This is a genomic window from Cystobacter fuscus DSM 2262, assembly GCF_000335475.2.
GTDB lineage: Bacteria > Myxococcota > Myxococcia > Myxococcales > Myxococcaceae > Cystobacter > Cystobacter fuscus.
The window spans coordinates 521504-538753 of sequence record NZ_ANAH02000004.1 but is presented as its reverse complement, the minus strand read 5'-3'; the positions used below and the strand labels follow the sequence as shown (position 1 = coordinate 538753).

Sequence of the window (17250 nt, the reverse complement as noted above, 5' to 3'; positions counted from 1 at the left end):
CCACCGAAACGAATTCTTCGACACCTTCCGTGGAGCACGGACGCGGCACGTGAAAACACCATGGGCCCCGGGGAGAAAGTCCCCGGAGGCCCGTGTCTTCTTCAGGCGGAGTAGCTCGTTTGTTAGGCTGCCGCCTCCCGATGCCCGCTGGTCCCGACCTGTTCGCCGCTTCCGTCGATGTGAACCGCTTCGCGCCGCTGGCCGAGCGCATGCGTCCGCGCACCCCCGAGGAGTTCATCGGGCAGTCGCACCTGCTCGGCCCTGGCGCGCCCCTGCGCCAGCTCATCGAGCGCAAGTCCATCGTCTCCTGCCTCTTCGGTGGGCCTCCGGGCGTGGGGAAGACCACGCTCGCGCGCATGCTGGCGGCCAGCGTCGACGCGGAGTTCGTCATCCTCTCGGCCGTCTCCGATGGCATCCCCCGCATCCGCGAGGTGGTGGCCGAGGCCGAGCGCCTGCGCAACCAGTACCACCGGCGCACCGTCGTCTTCGTGGATGAGATCCACCGCTGGGCCAAGAACGTCCAGGAACAGGCCCTGCCCCATGTGGAGAGCGGTCTGCTCATCCTCCTCGGGGCGACGACGGAGAACATCAGCTTCGAGGTGAGGCCCGCGCTCGTCAGCCGCTGCCGCGTCTTCCTGCTGCGCGAACTCACCCCCGCGGACCTCCGGACCGCGCTCCTGCGGGCGCTCTCCGAGGAGAAGCGGGGGCTGGGCGCCCGGCGTCTGAGCGCGAGTGACGAGGCGCTCTCCGTCCTGGTGGAGGGCAGCGGAGGGGACGTGCGCAAGGCGCTGGGCGGGCTGGAGCTCGCGGCCCAGCTCACCGCCGACGGCGCGGAGATTTCGCGCGAGACGGCCCTCCAGGCCACCGGGACCCGGCTGGCACGGCACAACAAGGACGGGGACGAGCACTTCGAGCTCTTGAGCGCCCTCCAGAAGTCGTGCCGGGGCTCCAACCCCCAGGGGGCCATCTTCTGGGCGGCGCGGCTGCTGCAGACGGGCGACCACGTGGCGCTGTGGCGCCGGCTCAAGGTCATCGCCGTGGAGGACGTGGGGCTGGCCATGCCCGAGGCCATCGGCATCGTGCGCGCGTGCGAGGAGGGCTTCCACTCCGTGGGCATGCCCGAGGGGCGCATCTTCGTGGCCCAGGCGACCCTCTTGCTGGCCACGGCGAAGAAGAGCAACCGGGGCTATCAGGCGATGGACGCGGCGCTGGCGGCCGTGGAGGCCCACCCCAACGCGGCCCCGCCGCTCCACCTGCGCAACGCCCCCACCGAGCTCATGAAGGAGCTGGGCTACAAGAAGGGCTACGAGGCGCCTTGGAACCACAAGGACCACTACGTGCCCGGGCAGACGTACCTCCCCGAGCCCCTCGAGCGCTCCGTCTTCTACCGGCCGAGCAAGGAAGGCCACGAGGCGGAGATCCACGAGCGGATGAGCCACTGGTGGCGCGAGGACAAGGCGTCCCGGGGCGAGTGACAACTCCGGCGCCGCCGGGTGCACCCGCCTCTGACGCCCTCCACACTGGGTGATAGAAGCACTGCGCCCGGCAGCGCGACGAGGGAGCCCGTGAGCAAGAAACCATCCACCAGGAAACCCCGGAGCGCCTCGCGGGAAGGTGAGGTGGAACGGGTTGCCCCCTTGGCTCGCTTCCCCGTGGTGGGCATCGGGGCCTCCGCGGGAGGACTGCCCGCCCTCCAGGCCCTGCTCGAGGCCCTGCCCTCCGACACCGGGATGGCCTTCGTCATCGTGCAGCACCTCTCGCCCGACCACGCGAGCGTCCTGCCCGCCCTGCTGGCCTTGCGCACGTCCATGCCCGTGCTCGAGGCCCGGGAGGGGCTGGCGCTCACGCCGGATCACGTCTACGTCGGTCCGCCGGGCGTCCGCCTGACACTCGAGCGGAACACGCTGCACCTCGGCAAGACCCGCTCCACCCAGGGCCCGCCCCGCCTCATCGACGAGTTCCTGGGCTCCCTCGCGCAATCGGCGCCAGGCCGCGCCATCGGCGTCATCCTCTCCGGCTCGGGCACGGACGGCGCTCGGGGCCTGCGCGCCATCCGGAGCGCCGGGGGCACCACCTTCGCCCAGGAGCCAGCCTCGGCGAACTTCGATGGCATGCCCCGCGCCGCCATCGACGCGGGCGGCGTGGAGCACGTGCTGCCCGCCGAGGGGATCGCGGCGGCGCTGGCCCGGCTCGCCCATGGCCCCCAGGCGCCCTTCACACCGCCCCTTCCGCCTTCTTTCTCCTCGGACGGGTCCGGGCAGGATCTGTCCCGTGTCTTCCACCTGCTGCGCACCCGGACGGGGGTGGACTTCACCCACTACAAGTCGAGCACCATCCACCGGCGTCTGGGTCAGCGGATGCGCCTGCGGCGTACGGACCGGCTCGCCGACTATGCCCGCTATCTGGAGGAATACCCCGAGGAGTGCGAGGCATTGGGACAGGATCTGCTCATCCACGTGACGAGCTTCTTCCGGGACCCGGAGTCCTTCGAGGCCGTGAAGCAGCACGTCTTCCCCGAGAGCTTCCGCGACCGCGACCCCAGCAGCCCCTTCCGCCTCTGGGTGCCGGGCTGCTCCACCGGGGAGGAGGTCTACTCGCTCCTCATCTGCCTGCTGGAGTACCTCGGCGAGGACGTCGCCACCACGTCCATCCAGGCCTTCGGCACCGACTTGAGCGAACCGGCACTCGCCCAGGCCCGCGCCGCCTTCTACCCCGAGTCCATCGCCGCCGACGTCTCCCCCGAGCGGCTGCGCCGCTTCTTCGTGCGCGGCGAGGGGGGCTATCGCATCCACAAGTCCCTGCGCGACCTGTGCATCTTCGCGCGGCAGAACGTGGTGGGGGATCCGCCCTTCTCCCGGATGGATCTCATCAGCTGCCGCAACGTCCTCATCTACCTGGACCCGGTGCTGCAGAAGAAGGTCCTGCCCATCTTCCACTACGCCCTCAATCCCGGGGGCTGCCTCCTGCTGGGGAGCGCCGAGACCGTGGGCGCCTCGGTGGATCTCTTCTCGCTGGTGGACCGGCGCAACAAGCTCTACCGCAAGAAGTCCATCTCGTACCGGCCCCACCTCTCCTTCACCTACCGGGAGCCGGTGACCGAGCGGCGCGAGGACACGCCCCTTCCGTCCAGGCGCGGCGCGGCGGAGCAGGATCCCCAGCGGGAGGCGGACCGGCTCGTCCTCGCCTCGTATGGGCCCCCGGGTGTCATCATCAACGACGCGCTGGAGATCCTCCACTTCCGCGGGCACACCGGCCCCTATCTCGAGCCCCTTGCCGGAGCCGCGAGCTTGAACCTGCTGAAGATGGCGCGCGAGGGCCTGGCGCTGGAACTGCGCGCGGCCATCCGCCAGGTCCAGCGGGGCACCAGCCGGGTGCGCAAGGAGCAGGTGCGGGTGTCCGGACGGGAGGGCGAGCGGCGCATCAACCTCGAGGTGAACCTGCTGCAAGCCTCCTCGGACAACCGGGAGCACTACTACCTCGTCCTCTTCGAGGAGGCCCCGGTGCCCCCCGCCTCCACCGCGCCCCGCGGAGCCAGGGTGCAGGAGGTTCGCGGCCAGCGCGCCGCCACCCGCCAGGAGTTGGAGTCGCTGCGCGAGGAGCTGCGCACCACCCGCCAGCACCTGCAGACGCTGTTGCAGGAACAGGAGAGCACCTCCGAGCAGCTGCGCGCCGCCCACGAGGAGGCCCAGTCCAGCAACGAGGAGCTCCAATCCACCAACGAGGAGCTGGAGACGGCCAAGGAGGAGCTCCAGTCCACCAACGAGGAGCTCACCACCCTCAACGAGGAATTGCAGAACCGCAACCTCGAGCTCAGCCAGCTCAACAGCGACCTGAACAACCTGCTGGGCAGCACGCAGATCGCCACCATCATGCTGGGCGACGACCTGCGCATCCGCCGCTTCACCCCCATGGCGCAGGAGGTGCTCGGACTGAGCGCCGGCGACATGGGCCGCTCGCTGCTCGACCTGCCCGTCCCCCTCGAGCTGACCGACCTGGAGCGCGCGGTCTCGCAGGTCACCCGCCAGCTCACCCCCTTCGAGCGGGAGGTGCGCGCTCGCGACGGGCACTGGTACTCGCTGCGGCTGCGCCCCTACAAGACGTTGGACAACAAGCTCGACGGCGTCGTGATGACGCTGCTGGACGTCGACCGGCTCAAGCACAGCCTCGAGGACGCCCACCAGGCCAGGGAGTACGCGGAAGCCCTCGTGGAGACGATGCGCGAGCCGTTCCTGGTGCTCGACGGCCACCTCCGGGTGCTCACCGCCAACCCCGCCTTCTACGAGGCCTTCCAGGTGACCGAGGCGCGGACCCTGGGCCAGCTCGTCTACCAGCTCGGCAATGGCCAGTGGGACATTCCCCAGTTGCGATTGCTGCTGGAGGAGGTCCTCCCGCGCAACGCCCGGCTGCGCGACTTCGTGGTGGAGCACGACTTCGATCAAATCGGCCACCGGCGCATGCTGCTCAACGCCCGCCGGAGTTCCGGCCGGGAGTTGGGAACACAACGCATCCTGCTCTCCATCTCGGACGTCACCGAGCAGACATAAGCCCTGGCGGCGGGAGGGGGGGATGGCTCTCCCCTTCGTATCGATGGTAGAGATTGCCTCTCACCGGGAGCATCCATGCCGGAGTATGCGAGCCTGTCCAAGGCCGAGTTGGCGCAGGCGTTGGAATCCCTGGACTCCACGCCCCTGGCGGCCAACGAACTCAAGCGCTTGCTCAGGGAGTTGCAACGACACCAGCTCGAACTCGAGATGCAGAACCGCGAGCTCCGGGAGACCCAGCACGAGTTGGAGGAGTCGCGCAGCCGCTACGTGGACCTCTACGACTTCGCTCCCATGGCCTGCATGAGCCTGGATGGCCGGGGCTGTCTGCGCGAGCTCAACCTCACCGGGGCCCGCCTGCTGCGGCGCGAGCGTCCCCTGCTGCTGGGCCAGCCCCTCACTCCCTTCGTGGAACCGCGGGACCTGGGCCGCTTCCTCGATCACGTGCGTCAGTGCCTCTCGGGTGAGACGCTGAGCACGGAGCTGGCGCTGCGGGTGGGCGAGGACCGGCTCCTGGTCCGGCTCCACAGCGCGCCCTTCGACGGTGGGGCGCCCCACGGCCTGCTGTGCCGTACGGTCCTGATCGACATCACCGAGCTGCGTCAGATGCAGTTGCGCCTGAGCCTCACCGAGCGGCTGGCCACCGTGGGCACGCTCGCGGCGGGAGTGGCCCACGAGCTCAACAACCCGCTCGCCTTCGTCCTCGGCAACCTCCAGCTCGCCACGCGCCAGCTCATGAGTTCCTCCGAGTCCGCGCCGAAGCAGCTCGACACCCTCCTCAAGTACTTGATGGATGCCCGGGTCGGGGCCGAGCGCATCCAGGGCATCGTGCGCGACCTTGGCTCCTTCTCCCACCCGGACGAGCAACCCCCGGGCCCCATCGACGTGAGGCAGGTGCTCGAGCTGTCCGTGAAGATGGCCTCGGGGGAGCTGCGCCACCGGGCCCGGCTGGTGCGCGAGTATGGGCAGGTCCCGGACGTCCTCGCGGACAGCGCCCGGCTGGGCCAGGTGTTCCTCAACCTGCTGGTGAACGCGGCCCAGGCCATTCCAGAGGGCCACGCGGACCAGCATGAAATCCGCCTGAGCACCTGGGCCGAGGAGCGGACGGTCTGCATCGAGGTGCGGGACACGGGGCAAGGCATCCCCGCGGAGCTGCTCGGCCGCGTCTTCGACCCGTTCTTCACGACCAAGGCGGTGGGGAAGGGAATCGGGCTCGGCCTGTCCATCAGCCATGGCCTGGTGAGGGCGCTCGGGGGCGAGCTCAGCGTGGAGAGCGAGCCGGGACGGGGGAGCGTGTTCCGCGTCCGCCTCCCGGTGGCACCAGCCGGGCTCGCGGCGTCCCCCTCCCCCCCGCGCCGGGAAGCCCCTCGCCGGGGCCGGCTCCTCATCGTGGACGACGAGCCCCTGTTCGCGCTGTCCCTCCGGCTGCTCCTCAAACCGGAGCACGACGTCACGGTCTTCCATGATGCGCGCGGCGCGCTGGAACACCTGCGCGACGACACCGCCTACGACGCCATCCTGTGTGATCTCATGATGGCGGAGATGACCGGGGCGCAGTTCCACGAAGAGCTCTCACGCACCACGCCCGAGCTGACCGCCCGGATCATCTTCATGACCGGCGGCGCCTTCACGCAGAACGCCCGCGAGTTCCTGGCGCGGGTGTCCAACCCCCGGCTCCTCAAACCCTTCCAGCAGCAGGAGCTCGACAAGCTGCTCGCCGTGCTCCTGCGCGAGCCGCGCCTGGTACCCGCGGCGGGAGGCGGTTGGAGGACCCCAGACGAGCAACCCTGAGCCCCGCCCGTCGCATGGCGTCGTGGTCCCTTTCCCTAGAAGGGAGCGGGCGAGTCGAAATCGAGCCGCACGCCCGTGCGTGGGTGGGTGAAGCCCAGCCCCTCGGCGTGGAGCATCAGCCGAGTGTCCTCGCGGCCGAAGCGGACATCCCCGACGAGGGGTGCGCCCAGGCCGAGCGGATGCGCGGTGTGGATGCGCAGCTGAAGCGGATGCCGGGTCCGGGGCCAGAGGAGCACGCGCGTGCGGGCATCGCTCGCTCCGCAGACGCGCCATTCCGTGACAGCCCGCTTGCCGTGCAGTCCATCGGCGAGCACCTCGAGCGCGCCCGTGGAGGTGCCGCGAAGGGCAAGCTCGACGCTCCCGTGCTCACCCCCGAGGAGGCCGTCCACCCACGCCACGTGACGATGCTCGGCCTCGCGGCGCGCGAATTGACGCTGGAGGGACGCCTGCGTGGCGGAGTCCCGCGCGAGCAACACGAGGCCAGAGGACTCCGGCTCCAGCGGATGGACGAAGAGGGAACTGGAGAGCTCCGGAAACCGCCGCTGGAGCCGGACGAGCACCGAGTCCCGTGCGGGCGAGTGACGACCGGGCACGCAAGGCAGTCCGTGGGGTTTGTCGATGACGAGCAGCCACGGATCCTCGTGAAGGACTCGTGGCTCCTCGAGGATGGCCACCGGCCGCGGGGGCGCGGGCTCCACCGCGAGCCCTTCGAGCATGTACGGCAGGAGCTTGCCGCATTTGCTGTCACACGCCGGGTAGTACGCGCCGGACCGCCGGGTCCCCTTGAGCGGGGACGCACCCCACCAGAACTCGGCGAGCGCCAGGGGCTTGAGGTGATGGCGATAGGCGAACGCCAGCAGCTTGGGCGCGGCGCAGTCTCCAGCGCCTCCAGGAGGTGGCTGGGGCGCGAACAGCGCGGCCAGCGGCAGGCGCTCTCCGCGCGCATTGGGAATCACATAGCAGTGGGCCATGCGCCGCCATAGCTCCCGGGAGCGCTCCGCACGAAGGTGGGCGATGTCCGCGAGGCGTGCCTCGCACTCCCGCCGGGCCGCCATCCGCGGCTCACGCGAGGCCTCGTGAAGCGCTTGCGCGTGACGCTGCTCCAGCACCGCCAGCTCCGCCTCCCCCGCCGGCCAGAACGCCTCGCGCGCGGCCGCGTCGAACAGCGGTGGGACGAAGCCCTCCACGTTCCAGGCGCCCTCCAGCATTCCGGAGAACGCGCACAGCGAGCCGAGGCGCCCTCCGGGTGCTTCGACGACCAGCACCCCGAACATCTTGCCGCCACCGGGACGCCACAGCGACTCCCACCGTGCGCGCTCCTGGTGCAGGCGCTGCTGGAGCGCCTCCGCCGAGCGGCGGGCCAGCGGCCCCGGGGGTCCTGGGTCGAAGGGGCTCGCGAGGCGCGCAGGCACGTCCCCAGGAGCCGGCGGCCCCTCGAAGAACGTCACGGTCCGTGGGACGTCCGCATCGCTCACGCTGTCATCCGACACGTCGCTCGTTCCGCTCCGGAAGCTTCCGCCACGACCCACCATACCCTCTTGGCGGGAGCCCCCGGGACGCCGGGCGCGGGAACGTTATCGGCCAGCCAGGAGCCCCTCTTGGAAGTTGAGGCCCTGAGCGGGCGGCGGCACGCGCGGCAGGAAGGCCGACGGCGCCAGACTCCGCGCCGCGTAGTCGATCCCGCTGAAGGCGGCGTAGTCCGCGACCGAGCGCACCTTGCCCAGTCCGTAGACCCCCAGCGGCGCCCCCGAGACCAAGGCGGCCAGCCGCTTGCGCGAGTGCTGCTCCAGCGTCCACCAGCTCACCTCGCGCTGCGACTCGTGCGACGCGTCCCAGTGCATCGCCCGGGGTGGCGCGCCGGATTTGCCGTCGTTGTACAGGTGGTGGATGGGCAGGCCGGGCATGTGGAACAGGTCCCAGCCGTGCGTGTACAGGCGCAGGGCGAACGCCTGCTCCTCGCCGTGGAAGTAGAACCAGGGATCGTACGGGACCTCTTCGACGATGCGCCCGGGCGCGAACACGCAGCCAGCGCCGAGATTGAAGCCCGGCACTGGCTGGGTGGTCTCCACCGGTTGTGCCTCGAAGATGAGCACCGGGTGCTCGGGGTTGAACACACTGCCCGGCCTGACCACTTGGGCCAGCACCCCTTGGGTGGTGGGCTTGCGGACGGGCTCGCCGCCCTCGAAGACGAACGCGTTCGGGTACGAGGAGAGCGCCACCCCGCGCTGCGGCGCGCCGAGCGCACGCGCCTGGGCCACCAGCCGCTCATCCCAGCCAGGGTCGAAGTCCATGTGCGAGTCGAGTTGCAGGAACCAGTCCTCGCCATCGTAGAGCGACATGGCGAGGGCGCGGGCCCAGCAGGGGCCGCGCGCGTCCCGCAGGTCGATGCGGACGCAGCTGAAGCGGGTCGAGCCGCCGGGGCTGGGAACGCGGGCGACATCGGGCCCGGTCTGCTCCACCACCGCGAGGTGCAGCCGCTCCGGCCGTGCCGCGGTCGTCACGGCACGGTGCAGGGTGAAGGGCAGGACCGGGTCGCAGTAGGCGGCGATGCTGACGAAGATGCGGTCGGGGGATGTCATTGCTTTGGAGAGCCCAAGAAAGCGGGGAGGCGGATGGAGGGCGAGGGCCCCATCGCACTACACCTCCGACCTACACGTCGGAGGTCACGTCCGCATTCCTACCGAAACACAGTCACTTGGGCGTACCGATGGGAGCGCTCGTGGGGGCAGGAGTTGACGGGGGGGAAGTGGGCTCAGGCGGCCTGATCGACGGGGCGGGAGTGGGCTCGGGCGGCCTGATCGACGGGGCGGGAGTGGGCTCAGGCGGCCTGGCTGACGGGGGGGGCGGAGTAGGTGCCCCGGGGGGAGTTGCGGGTGTCACGGGGGTAGCAGGCGTATCAGTCAACTCGGGCACGCCATCCTCCTCGCCGTTGAGCGCGTCCGTGACCACCTGGATGATTTCCGGGACCTGGGTCCGACCCTGCGTGCTCGAGGGCTCGAAGCCGTCGGCCTCGAACCTGTTCTGGCGCGGGTTCTTCTCCACCAACGGAGGCGCTTCATTGGTGGGGTCAGCAGGTGGGGTGGGAGTCGTCTCTCTCGACCTGTTCAGGGCCTCGATGATGGCGGCCTGGTTCGAGTGGTTGACGGGTTTGACGGACATGGGAGTTCCTCGAGCGGATGGGCGAGCGGAGTGCCATCAATAATATACGATATGACTGTTCAAGTACAGGCACGGACTCTCGAAAGGAATTCGACTCGAGGAAATTCTCCCTCTGAGAAGCTTCATTCTTGTTTTCTGACACAATGACCAGACGAAAGGAGTTGGCCGCTCCCGTCTGTCCTGGAAATCCGTGAATGAAACAAAAGGGCGGCTGGTAGGCGAGTGTGCGCACGTCGAGCCGCTCGTGGTGCTGCTCGGCCCAGCAGGAGAGTAGTGAAGGCAGACACCAGCCCAGGGAGAGGGCCTGGGCGGCCAGGGGGAAGTGGGCGGCACGCACGAGCAGTGCGGTGAAGCAATACTCCGCGGAGAACAACCACATATCCGACACGGACCAGCCCTTGCCAGGGCACACGTTACCGCCAGGCTCCCACGAAACTCCGTCAGGCCCGCTCTGGGAGTGCAAGGCGACGGCTTCGCTTCCCGCCGCTTCCACGGCTCGAGGCTCAACACCACGCGTGCTGGGGTGGCCCCCGCGCTGCGGCCAGCCCAAGCAGGCCGCGTGGGCAGTGACAGGTGCTCCAGAATGGCGTGCACTGCGTTGGGTGCCATGAAGACATCCAACGCGAACGTCCCGCGCTGTTGATGTCGACCTTCTCGCCGGGTGCCTGGCCTTCCCTACGCACGCACACCGAGGGCACATGCGGAAACGAGGGCAAAGTGTTGATGCCGCTCTCGGAGCGGCGCACCGTCACGTGGCGCGGAGACTGGCCCGCGCCACGTCGCACTCCTCGCAGTGCTCTTCGGGAGGACAGAGGAACAGGAGCGGCTCCGAGGCGAGGAGCTCCAGCGCGACGGCGACGACGTCGCGCGAGTCGCACAGCCGCGCCAGGGCGTGGCCCACGAGGCCCTCGTGTTGCAATGCCCGCGCGCGCAGGGGCGTGTCGAGGAGCTGGAAGCGCCGGCAGCAATGATCCGTCTCGGCGATCATCACGGTGCGTGCGGCGCCGTCGACCTCGACCACGCAGGGGTGCTCGACGGAGTAGGGGACGCCCGCGAGCGCCTCCGCCAGGTGCAACGTGGTGTTCTCGCCGTGGCTCACGCCCAGGAGCAGCACCTGTCCGGCGAGCTCATGGACGCGGCCCACCGGACTGTCTGGACCGTGCGGGGGCGACAGCGGCTGCGGCGCGCAGATGAGCTCGGCCAGCGGCCCCTCGGCGGCGAACGAGCCACCCGGATGCGTGCTGCGCCGGACGCCGGGCTGTCTCCAGAACAGCTCGGCGGTGATGCCCATGTCATGAGTCGGTGTCGACGCGGGATCGAAGAGGGACTCGCCATCGGTCATCGTCGGCATGACCAGCGTGCCCTTCTCCCCGAGCGCGAGCCGCAGCGCGCGGAGCAACCCCAGGGGGCCGTCCTGTATCGGGCGCACCGCTCGGAACGACGTATGCACGAGCAGCACGCCCCCTCGACGCACGCCCAGTGCCCGAAGCTGGGTGGCCACCTCTTCGACGCTCCGCTGCTGTCTCATGGTGCTCCGAAGGGGACGCGTGGTGCTCCAGGGCTTGCTGAAGGATGGAACGGACGGGTTCCTCGACCCCCCGGGGCTTCAAATCATCCCTGAGACCCAGAGTAGGGGCCCGCCATGCTCGCGAGTCTTTCCATGTTCACGATGTTCTTTTCCAGGGGCCGCACGGGTCTGGGGCTGACGACATCGACGGAAGCCGTGGCGGTTTTCATCGGAGGGCTTTCGGAAGGCCGGCGACTGGAAGGGCCTCCGATCCCAAACCCCGGGGAAAGGAGCGGGTCTACCGGGATGCTCTGGAACAGCGCCCTGGGGTCGAGAGCCGGTTGATGCGTGCTCTGCGCGGAGACCTGGGAATAGGCGGGCGGACGAGGAGGCAAGGGAGGCGGGCGAGGAGGCAAGGGGGGCGGCGTGGACCCCACCGGCACCCGGACGCGCTGCGGCACCCGCCACGAGGACGGATCGAGCACGTCCTCGGGCTTCACGGACCCCGCTTGCTGCTGGGGGGCCGCCTTCCCATAAACCGGTCGATTCGGGCTCTGTGTATAGGGAACGTAAGTCTTGTTCTGGGGATTCAGGACAGGGCGTGAATTGTGCGCCGAGGACTGAGGAGCGCCATAACGGTCGGCCGGGATGCGCTGGGAGTAGGCCGCGGACGGGGCGGGCTGGGGAGCGACCTGAGCGGGTTGGCGGCGATGGAACAGGCTGCGAAGACCACCCGACTGGCCGCCCTGTGCACGGTTGAACGGACGAAGAGAGTTGAATCGCATGGATGACCCCTGCGCGTGTCGGTGCGTCTTCTTCCAAAACATTCAGCCCTCCCTGACCCCGGCTCCGTAAGAGTCTTGGAGAAGCTCCACGCCCTCCCCTTATCGCGAAAGTGCGGGCCGTTGTCATCTGGTGACAATAGTCACCACCCTGAGAGGGGCTCGTACCGAGGAGAAGTCCTGTCTGGTGACAACTGTCACCACCCTGGGCTCGACGAGGCGGCGGCTCAGGCGCTCGAGGCGAAGCTCAGTTCAGTGCACCGCCGCGTACCGCCGCGATGCGGTCCACCAGATACTCGGCATCCTGCGCCACGCCGGAGAAGCGCCCGGAGCCCCAGGTGTACAGCCAGGGCAGGCCGAGGAAGTACAAACCGCGCGTGGCGGTGACGCCGCGCACGTGGCTCGGCTGGCCGCGGCCGTTGAAGACCGGCAGGTCGATCCAGGTGAAGTCCGGGCGGAAACCAATGCACCAGATGACCGCCGCGAGGCCCTCGACCGGCAAGCTGGTGCGCTCCTCGGAGGGCCGCCAGACCGGCTGGTAGACCGAGCCCGGCGGTGCCGGGATGCCGCGCTCCTCGATGTACTTGTCGATGCTGGCGTTGATGCGGTTATAGACGGCGTCGGCGTTGTCCAGGTTGACGGCCAGGTTCGGCGCGAAGCGCAGTGTTCCGCCCTCCAGCTCATCCAACTGTCCATGGAGCTGCATTCCCTGCATGGCGAACACACGCAGATCGATGTCGCGCCCGCCATCCCGTCCGGTGACATAGTGATTGGTGTTGTCGCGCACCCCCTCGCGCAAGGGGTGCCGGTCCACACCCATGGCGTAGTAACCCATGTCCGCCAACCAGGCGACCACGTCCCTGCCGCGGTAGAAACGCGCACAGCGAGGTGCCTCCCCCACCGCCAGATGCACCTGCCGGCCGGCCAGGTGAAGATCCTCGGCGATCTGCGCGCCGGATTGCCCGGAGCCCACCACCAGCACGGGACCGTCTGGCAGGCTCTGGGGATTGCGGTACCGCGCGGATTGCAGTTGGAGGATGGACGGCGGCAGCCGCTCGGCGAAGCGCGGGATGATCGGCGTGTGGTAGCCACCGGTGGCGACGATGACCTGCTCGGCGCTGAACTCCCCGGCGTTGGTCATCACCTGATAGCCGCCCCCGGCGCGCGCGGCGAGCCGCCGCACCGTGACCCCTTCGCGGACCGGTGGCCGCACCGTCTCGATGAAACCATCCAGGTAGGCGATGATCTCGTTCTTCTTCATGAAGCCATGCGGCTCGGCCCCCTGGTAGGGAGCACCGGGGAGCGCACACTGCCAGTTGGGAGTGACCAGGGTGAAACTGTCCCAGCGTTGCTCGCGCCAGGTATGGGTGAGGGTGCGGCTCTCCAGGACCAGGTGGTTGATGTCTCGCTGCTGAAGGTAATAGCTGGCGGACAGACCGGCCTGCCCGCCACCGACGACGATGACGTTGTGATGGGACATGGGATGTATACCTCTGGGACAAGGTTTCGCGGTCGTGTCAGACCTGCTCGGCGCCGTGGGTCCGCAGGTCGAGTACCTCGACGCGGGCGCCGCGGGCCGGATATTGGCGGGCCAGCAGACGGAGACCGGCGAGGCTGTCCATCGCCGAGCTGCAATAGAATCCGCGAACCTGCTTGACGCGCTCGGATGCCGCGTTGAACGCGGTCTCGGCGAGGGAGAGGAAGTCCGCCAGCGGGTAGCTGTGACCAGCCTTGAAGTGCTCGTAGACGACCGTGGAAGGAGAGTAGGCGGTGCTGAGCTTGCCATCGGGCCAGCGCAGCTTGATGTTCACGGCGGGCATGTCAGTGCTCCTCGGGTCGGGGCGGGCAAGCGAAGCCAGTGAAGGGCCGCTCCCCCAGGTTCCAGAATTCAGCGCGTTGGTCAGCGTGCTCGACCCACAGCCGGGCGCTGGCATCGAGCTGGCCAATGGCGGCGCAGTGCACGCCCTCGGTGGCGAAGGTGGCCTCCACGTATGGCCAATCCGCGGCGTCCAGGGTCATCAGGAAGCCGTAGCTCGGGAAGACTCGCAGCCAGCGCTCCAACGGGACACCGGCCGGACATGGCAGGGCATCGAGATCGACCCGGGCCCCACAGCCAGTGGGCTCCAGCAGCATCAGCAGGGTGCCGAGAATGCCGGCGTTGCTGATGTCCTTGGCGGCGCGCAGGCGGCCCGCCTCGGCGAGGGCCGGCAGCAATTCCAGTCTGGCCCGCAGGCGCTCGCCCGGCACCCCTTCGAAAGCCTTCCAGTAGGGCGCGTCGCCATGCCAGCGGCCATCGAGGTCGACGGCCATCGCCAGCAACTGGCCGGGCGCCGCGTGGAAGGTCGAGAGCAACGTTCGCGCCCAGCCGGTGATCGCCACCGCGAGGCAGGCGGGATTGCCCGGTGCCTGATGGGTGTGGCCGCCAGCCAGACGCACGCCGTAGGCGGCACAGGCCGCCTCCATTCCAGCGAGCAGTTGATCGGCGGCGGCCGCGTCGTGGTGCCAGTAGGCATTGACCACCGCCTGGGCCCGGCCTCCCATGGCGGCGATGTCGCTGACATTGGCCATGACCGCGGACCATCCGGCGAACCAGGGGTCCTGCTCCACGAAGGCGGGCAGCATGCCTTCCATGGCGAGGAGCAGGTAGCCGTCGCCACAGCGAAACGCGGCGGTATCGTCCCCCGGCCGCGTGTAGCGCTCCTCCCCCTTCGCGGGCGGTCCAGCGAGGCGCCGGGCCGGATGCTGGATGGCTTGTTTGGCGCGCATCGCCGGCGTCTCGCGCAGAGCCGACAGCAGCGTGGCGAGCTCAGCCATGACGGTGCTCCTCACGGGGCGGCGAGCCGCCGTGCCGCGGCAGGAAGGGATAGTGTTCCAGCTCCGCCTGCATCAGCACGTGGGGCTGGCCGAGCAGCTCCAGGCGTTCCAGGCTGCGCCAGTGCAAGCGCTGGAACCAGGTCTCGTTGGCCGCTTGCACCGTGGCGCGGAAGGTGTGGCAGCCGAGCTCCCTGGCCCGTGCCACCGCTTCGTTCACCAGCGCCTGGCCGATCCGCGCGTGGCGGCGGTAGTCCCGCGCCACGCAGAGCCTGCCGCCGTACCACAGGCCCTCCCCTTCCTCGTAGATGCGCACCGCGCCGACCACCCGGTCGGCCATGCCGCAGGCGTGGGCCACGGCGACGATGGGGATGGCCTGGAAGTCCCGGGGGTCGCGGTCCTGTTCCAGCAATCGCTGCTCACCGACGAAGACCGCGCGGCGCAGGGCATAATAGTCGGCGCGTTCCCAGGCCTCGCTGGCGGGCTTGACGCGCAGGTCGTCGGCGCGCCAGGGCTCGAAGGTGTCCGGGATCAGGGCGAAGGAGGCACTCATCACTCGTACCCCTTGAGCGCCGAGCAGGCTCCGCATCGGGCACAGCCAGCCTTGATGCGCTCCGAGTGCAGCCCGTGACGGCGCAGGCTGCCCCCCAGACGTGAGTAGAGCCGCTGCATGAACGCGCTGTCGGGCTTGGGGTGATGGGCGAGCGGTGTGCCATCGATGGGGACGAAGGGCACCACGAAGGGATACACCCCGAGCGCCGCCAGGCGCTCGCCCATGGCGGCGATGGCGTCTTCGCTGTCGCCCAGGCCCGCGAGGATATAGGTGCTCACCTGGCTGCGGCCGAAGACCGAGACGGCTGCGGCGAAGGCATCGAAGTAGCGTGTCAGCGGCACTCCGGCCTTGCCCGGCATGATTCGCTGGCGGACCACGTCGGTGACCGCCTCCAGATGCATGCCGAGCGACACCACGCCGCTGTCCGCCAGACGTTGGAACCACGCGTTGTCGTCCGGCGGCTCGCATTGGGCCTGGATCGGCAGGTTCACCGCGGCGGTCACCGCGGCGGCGGATTCACAGAGGAGGGCGGCGCCGCGATCCGGGGTCTGGGGCGTGCCAGTGGTCATCACCATGTGCTTGACGCCGTCCAGTTCCACCGCCGCCCGGGCCACTTCGGCGAGCTGGGCCGGGCGCTTGCGGGCGATCGTCCTTCCGGCGGCCAGCGACTGGCCGATGGCACAGAACCGACAGGCGGTGGCGGCCTCGTTCATGCGCACGCAGTGCTGGAGCACCGTGGTGGCCAGCACGTCGCGACTGTGCAGGGTGGCGATCTTCCAGTAGGGCGTGCCCTCCGCCGTGGTGAGACCGTAGAAGCGCGGGACCCCCGGCAGTTGGACCTCGCCCACGGGAAGGCCCTCGCGGAAGAGCCGCGCCCGCGTGCCGCTCTCGTCGGGCACCGCGGCGTAGGGCGAGTCCAGCGAGGCGCGGTTGAGCATCGGCACCATGGCCGTGCGCTCGCCCAGGCTGAGGGCCTTGTGATCCGAGGGCCCGGCGCCGCCTTTCCGAGACAGACCGTCGGCGCCCTGCCAACGGACGCCATGGCATTGCAGCTCGACGAGCAGCTCGTTGGCCGGCAGTGGAACGACCGGAGGGGTTTCACCGCCGGACATGGGAGGCCTCCTCGAGGTTCTCATGCCGAGCATGGACGTGCGCGGTGGCGCGGCGGTCGATGAGCAGGCTGAGCAGCTCCGGACGGCTGTAGTGGCCAACCGAGTCCATCATGCGTTTGCGCTTGTCGATGAGCGTGAGGTCGAGCTCGGCGATCACCACCCCTTCACCGCCGCACAGCGGTTCGCCGAGCAGCTTGCCTTCCGGCGAGACGATGGCGGTGAAACAACCACCGGAGATGGGTCCCATCGCGCAACCGGTGTCCGCCATGAGCCGCGCCTGTTGTTCCGGGCTGAGCCAGGCGGTGGCGTTGACCACGAAGCAGCCGGATTCCAGTGCGTGGTGGCGGATGGTGACCGCGATCTGCTCGGCGAAGATCTCGCCCACCAGCGAGCCGGGGAACATCGCCGCGTGGATCTGCTCGCCATCGGCCATCAGCGCGTAGCGCGCCAGCGGGTTGTAGTGTTCCCAGCACGCCAGCGAGCCGATCCGGCCGACGCGGCTGTCCACCGCGCACAGGCCAGAGCCGTCGCCTTGACCCCAGACCATGCGCTCATGGTAGGTCGGGGTGATCTTCCGGCGGCGCTGGATGAGCCGGCCGTCGGCATCGAACAGCAATTGGGCATTGTACAGGGTGCCCCCGTCGCGCTCGTTGACGCCCAGGGACACCACCATGCCCGCCTCGCGACAGGCCTCGCCAATGCGCTCGGTGACGGCGGAAGGCACGATCACCGACTCGTTCATCAAGCGCAGGTGTTCCTTGCCCATGGCCACGGGGGCCTGGACGAAGGAGAAATAGGGGTAGTAAGGCACCACGGTCTCGGGAAAGACCGCGAACTGCACGCCGTCGCGGCCCAGTTCGAGGATCTGCTCGCAGATCTTCGCGACGGTGGCTTCGCGGCTGTAGAGCACCGGGCTGAGTTGCACGGCGGCGGCACGAATGCTGGGCATGGCGGGGGATCCTCGCGGGAAATGGCGGCACCCCTCCCGCGTCGC

12 protein-coding genes are annotated in these 17250 nt (G+C 69.3%); 3 read left to right on the top strand and 9 right to left on the bottom strand.

Going from position 1 to position 17250, the window contains the following annotated elements:
• The first annotated feature begins 140 nt into the window (after positions 1-140).
• From D187_RS06880 to D187_RS06865, 3 genes are all read left to right on the top strand, one after another.
• Entirely contained in the window at positions 141-1475 is a 1335-nt protein-coding gene (locus D187_RS06880) for a replication-associated recombination protein A (protein ID WP_002631142.1), read from the top strand.
• Between the two features lie 162 nt (positions 1476-1637).
• On the top strand, positions 1638-4544 hold the full coding sequence (locus D187_RS06875) for a chemotaxis protein CheB (protein WP_002631141.1): 2907 nt from the start codon (positions 1638-1640) through the stop codon (positions 4542-4544).
• 75 nt (positions 4545-4619) lie between these two features.
• Positions 4620-6332 (top strand): hybrid sensor histidine kinase/response regulator, encoded by a 1713-nt coding sequence (locus D187_RS06865; RefSeq protein ID WP_002631140.1) that lies wholly within the window; start codon positions 4620-4622, stop codon positions 6330-6332.
• A 35-nt stretch (positions 6333-6367) separates the two neighbouring features.
• On the opposite strand, the gene D187_RS06860 is transcribed toward D187_RS06865, so the two are convergent.
• From D187_RS06860 to D187_RS06820, 9 genes are all read right to left on the bottom strand, one after another.
• Positions 6368-7864: an RluA family pseudouridine synthase gene (locus D187_RS06860; protein WP_002631139.1), complete on the bottom strand. Its 1497-nt coding sequence runs from the start codon at positions 7862-7864 to the stop codon at positions 6368-6370.
• A 42-nt stretch (positions 7865-7906) separates the two neighbouring features.
• Entirely contained in the window at positions 7907-8911 is a 1005-nt protein-coding gene (locus tag D187_RS06855; RefSeq protein WP_002631138.1) for a GlcNAc-transferase family protein, read from the bottom strand.
• Between the two features lie 1328 nt (positions 8912-10239).
• The gene (locus D187_RS06850) at positions 10240-11019 is read right to left on the bottom strand and encodes an AAC(3) family N-acetyltransferase (protein ID WP_043428585.1); all 780 of its coding nucleotides are present in this window, start codon (positions 11017-11019) and stop codon (positions 10240-10242) included.
• A 1008-nt stretch (positions 11020-12027) separates the two neighbouring features.
• The gene (locus D187_RS06845; RefSeq protein WP_002631134.1) at positions 12028-13260 is read right to left on the bottom strand and encodes an MSMEG_0569 family flavin-dependent oxidoreductase; all 1233 of its coding nucleotides are present in this window, start codon (positions 13258-13260) and stop codon (positions 12028-12030) included.
• Between the two features lie 37 nt (positions 13261-13297).
• Positions 13298-13600, bottom strand: a complete 303-nt coding sequence (locus tag D187_RS06840) for an MSMEG_0570 family nitrogen starvation response protein (protein WP_002631133.1) — start codon at positions 13598-13600, stop codon at positions 13298-13300.
• A gap of 1 nt (position 13601) precedes the next feature.
• The gene (locus D187_RS06835; RefSeq protein ID WP_002631132.1) at positions 13602-14594 is read right to left on the bottom strand and encodes a sll0787 family AIR synthase-like protein; all 993 of its coding nucleotides are present in this window, start codon (positions 14592-14594) and stop codon (positions 13602-13604) included.
• Positions 14587-15144 (bottom strand): MSMEG_0567/Sll0786 family nitrogen starvation N-acetyltransferase, encoded by a 558-nt coding sequence (locus D187_RS06830; RefSeq protein ID WP_043428584.1) that lies wholly within the window; start codon positions 15142-15144, stop codon positions 14587-14589. Before D187_RS06830 ends, D187_RS06835 begins: the two co-directional genes overlap by 8 nt.
• On the bottom strand, positions 15144-16256 hold the full coding sequence (locus D187_RS06825) for an MSMEG_0568 family radical SAM protein (protein WP_002631130.1): 1113 nt from the start codon (positions 16254-16256) through the stop codon (positions 15144-15146). Before D187_RS06825 ends, D187_RS06830 begins: the two co-directional genes overlap by 1 nt.
• Positions 16243-17205 (bottom strand): Nit6803 family nitrilase, encoded by a 963-nt coding sequence (locus D187_RS06820; RefSeq protein WP_002631129.1) that lies wholly within the window; start codon positions 17203-17205, stop codon positions 16243-16245. The genes D187_RS06825 and D187_RS06820 overlap by 14 nt, the downstream gene beginning before the upstream one ends.
• Positions 17206-17250: the final 45 nt, after the last annotated feature.

Bases quoted from the DNA above. Each gene is read 5' to 3' on its own strand.
- D187_RS06880 (WP_002631142.1), top strand. From the start codon at position 141: ATGCCCGCTGGTCCCGACCTGTTCGCCGCTTCCGTCGATGTGAACCGC.
- D187_RS06865 (WP_002631140.1), top strand. From the start codon at position 4,620: ATGCCGGAGTATGCGAGCCTGTCCAAGGCCGAGTTGGCGCAGGCGTTG.
- D187_RS06860 (WP_002631139.1), bottom strand. From the start codon at position 7,864: ATGGTGGGTCGTGGCGGAAGCTTCCGGAGCGGAACGAGCGACGTGTCG.
- D187_RS06855 (WP_002631138.1), bottom strand. From the start codon at position 8,911: ATGACATCCCCCGACCGCATCTTCGTCAGCATCGCCGCCTACTGCGAC.
- D187_RS06850 (WP_043428585.1), bottom strand. From the start codon at position 11,019: ATGAGACAGCAGCGGAGCGTCGAAGAGGTGGCCACCCAGCTTCGGGCA.
- D187_RS06845 (WP_002631134.1), bottom strand. From the start codon at position 13,260: ATGTCCCATCACAACGTCATCGTCGTCGGTGGCGGGCAGGCCGGTCTG.
- D187_RS06840 (WP_002631133.1), bottom strand. From the start codon at position 13,600: ATGCCCGCCGTGAACATCAAGCTGCGCTGGCCCGATGGCAAGCTCAGC.
- D187_RS06835 (WP_002631132.1), bottom strand. From the start codon at position 14,594: ATGGCTGAGCTCGCCACGCTGCTGTCGGCTCTGCGCGAGACGCCGGCG.
- D187_RS06830 (WP_043428584.1), bottom strand. From the start codon at position 15,144: ATGAGTGCCTCCTTCGCCCTGATCCCGGACACCTTCGAGCCCTGGCGC.
- D187_RS06825 (WP_002631130.1), bottom strand. From the start codon at position 16,256: ATGTCCGGCGGTGAAACCCCTCCGGTCGTTCCACTGCCGGCCAACGAG.
- D187_RS06820 (WP_002631129.1), bottom strand. From the start codon at position 17,205: ATGCCCAGCATTCGTGCCGCCGCCGTGCAACTCAGCCCGGTGCTCTAC.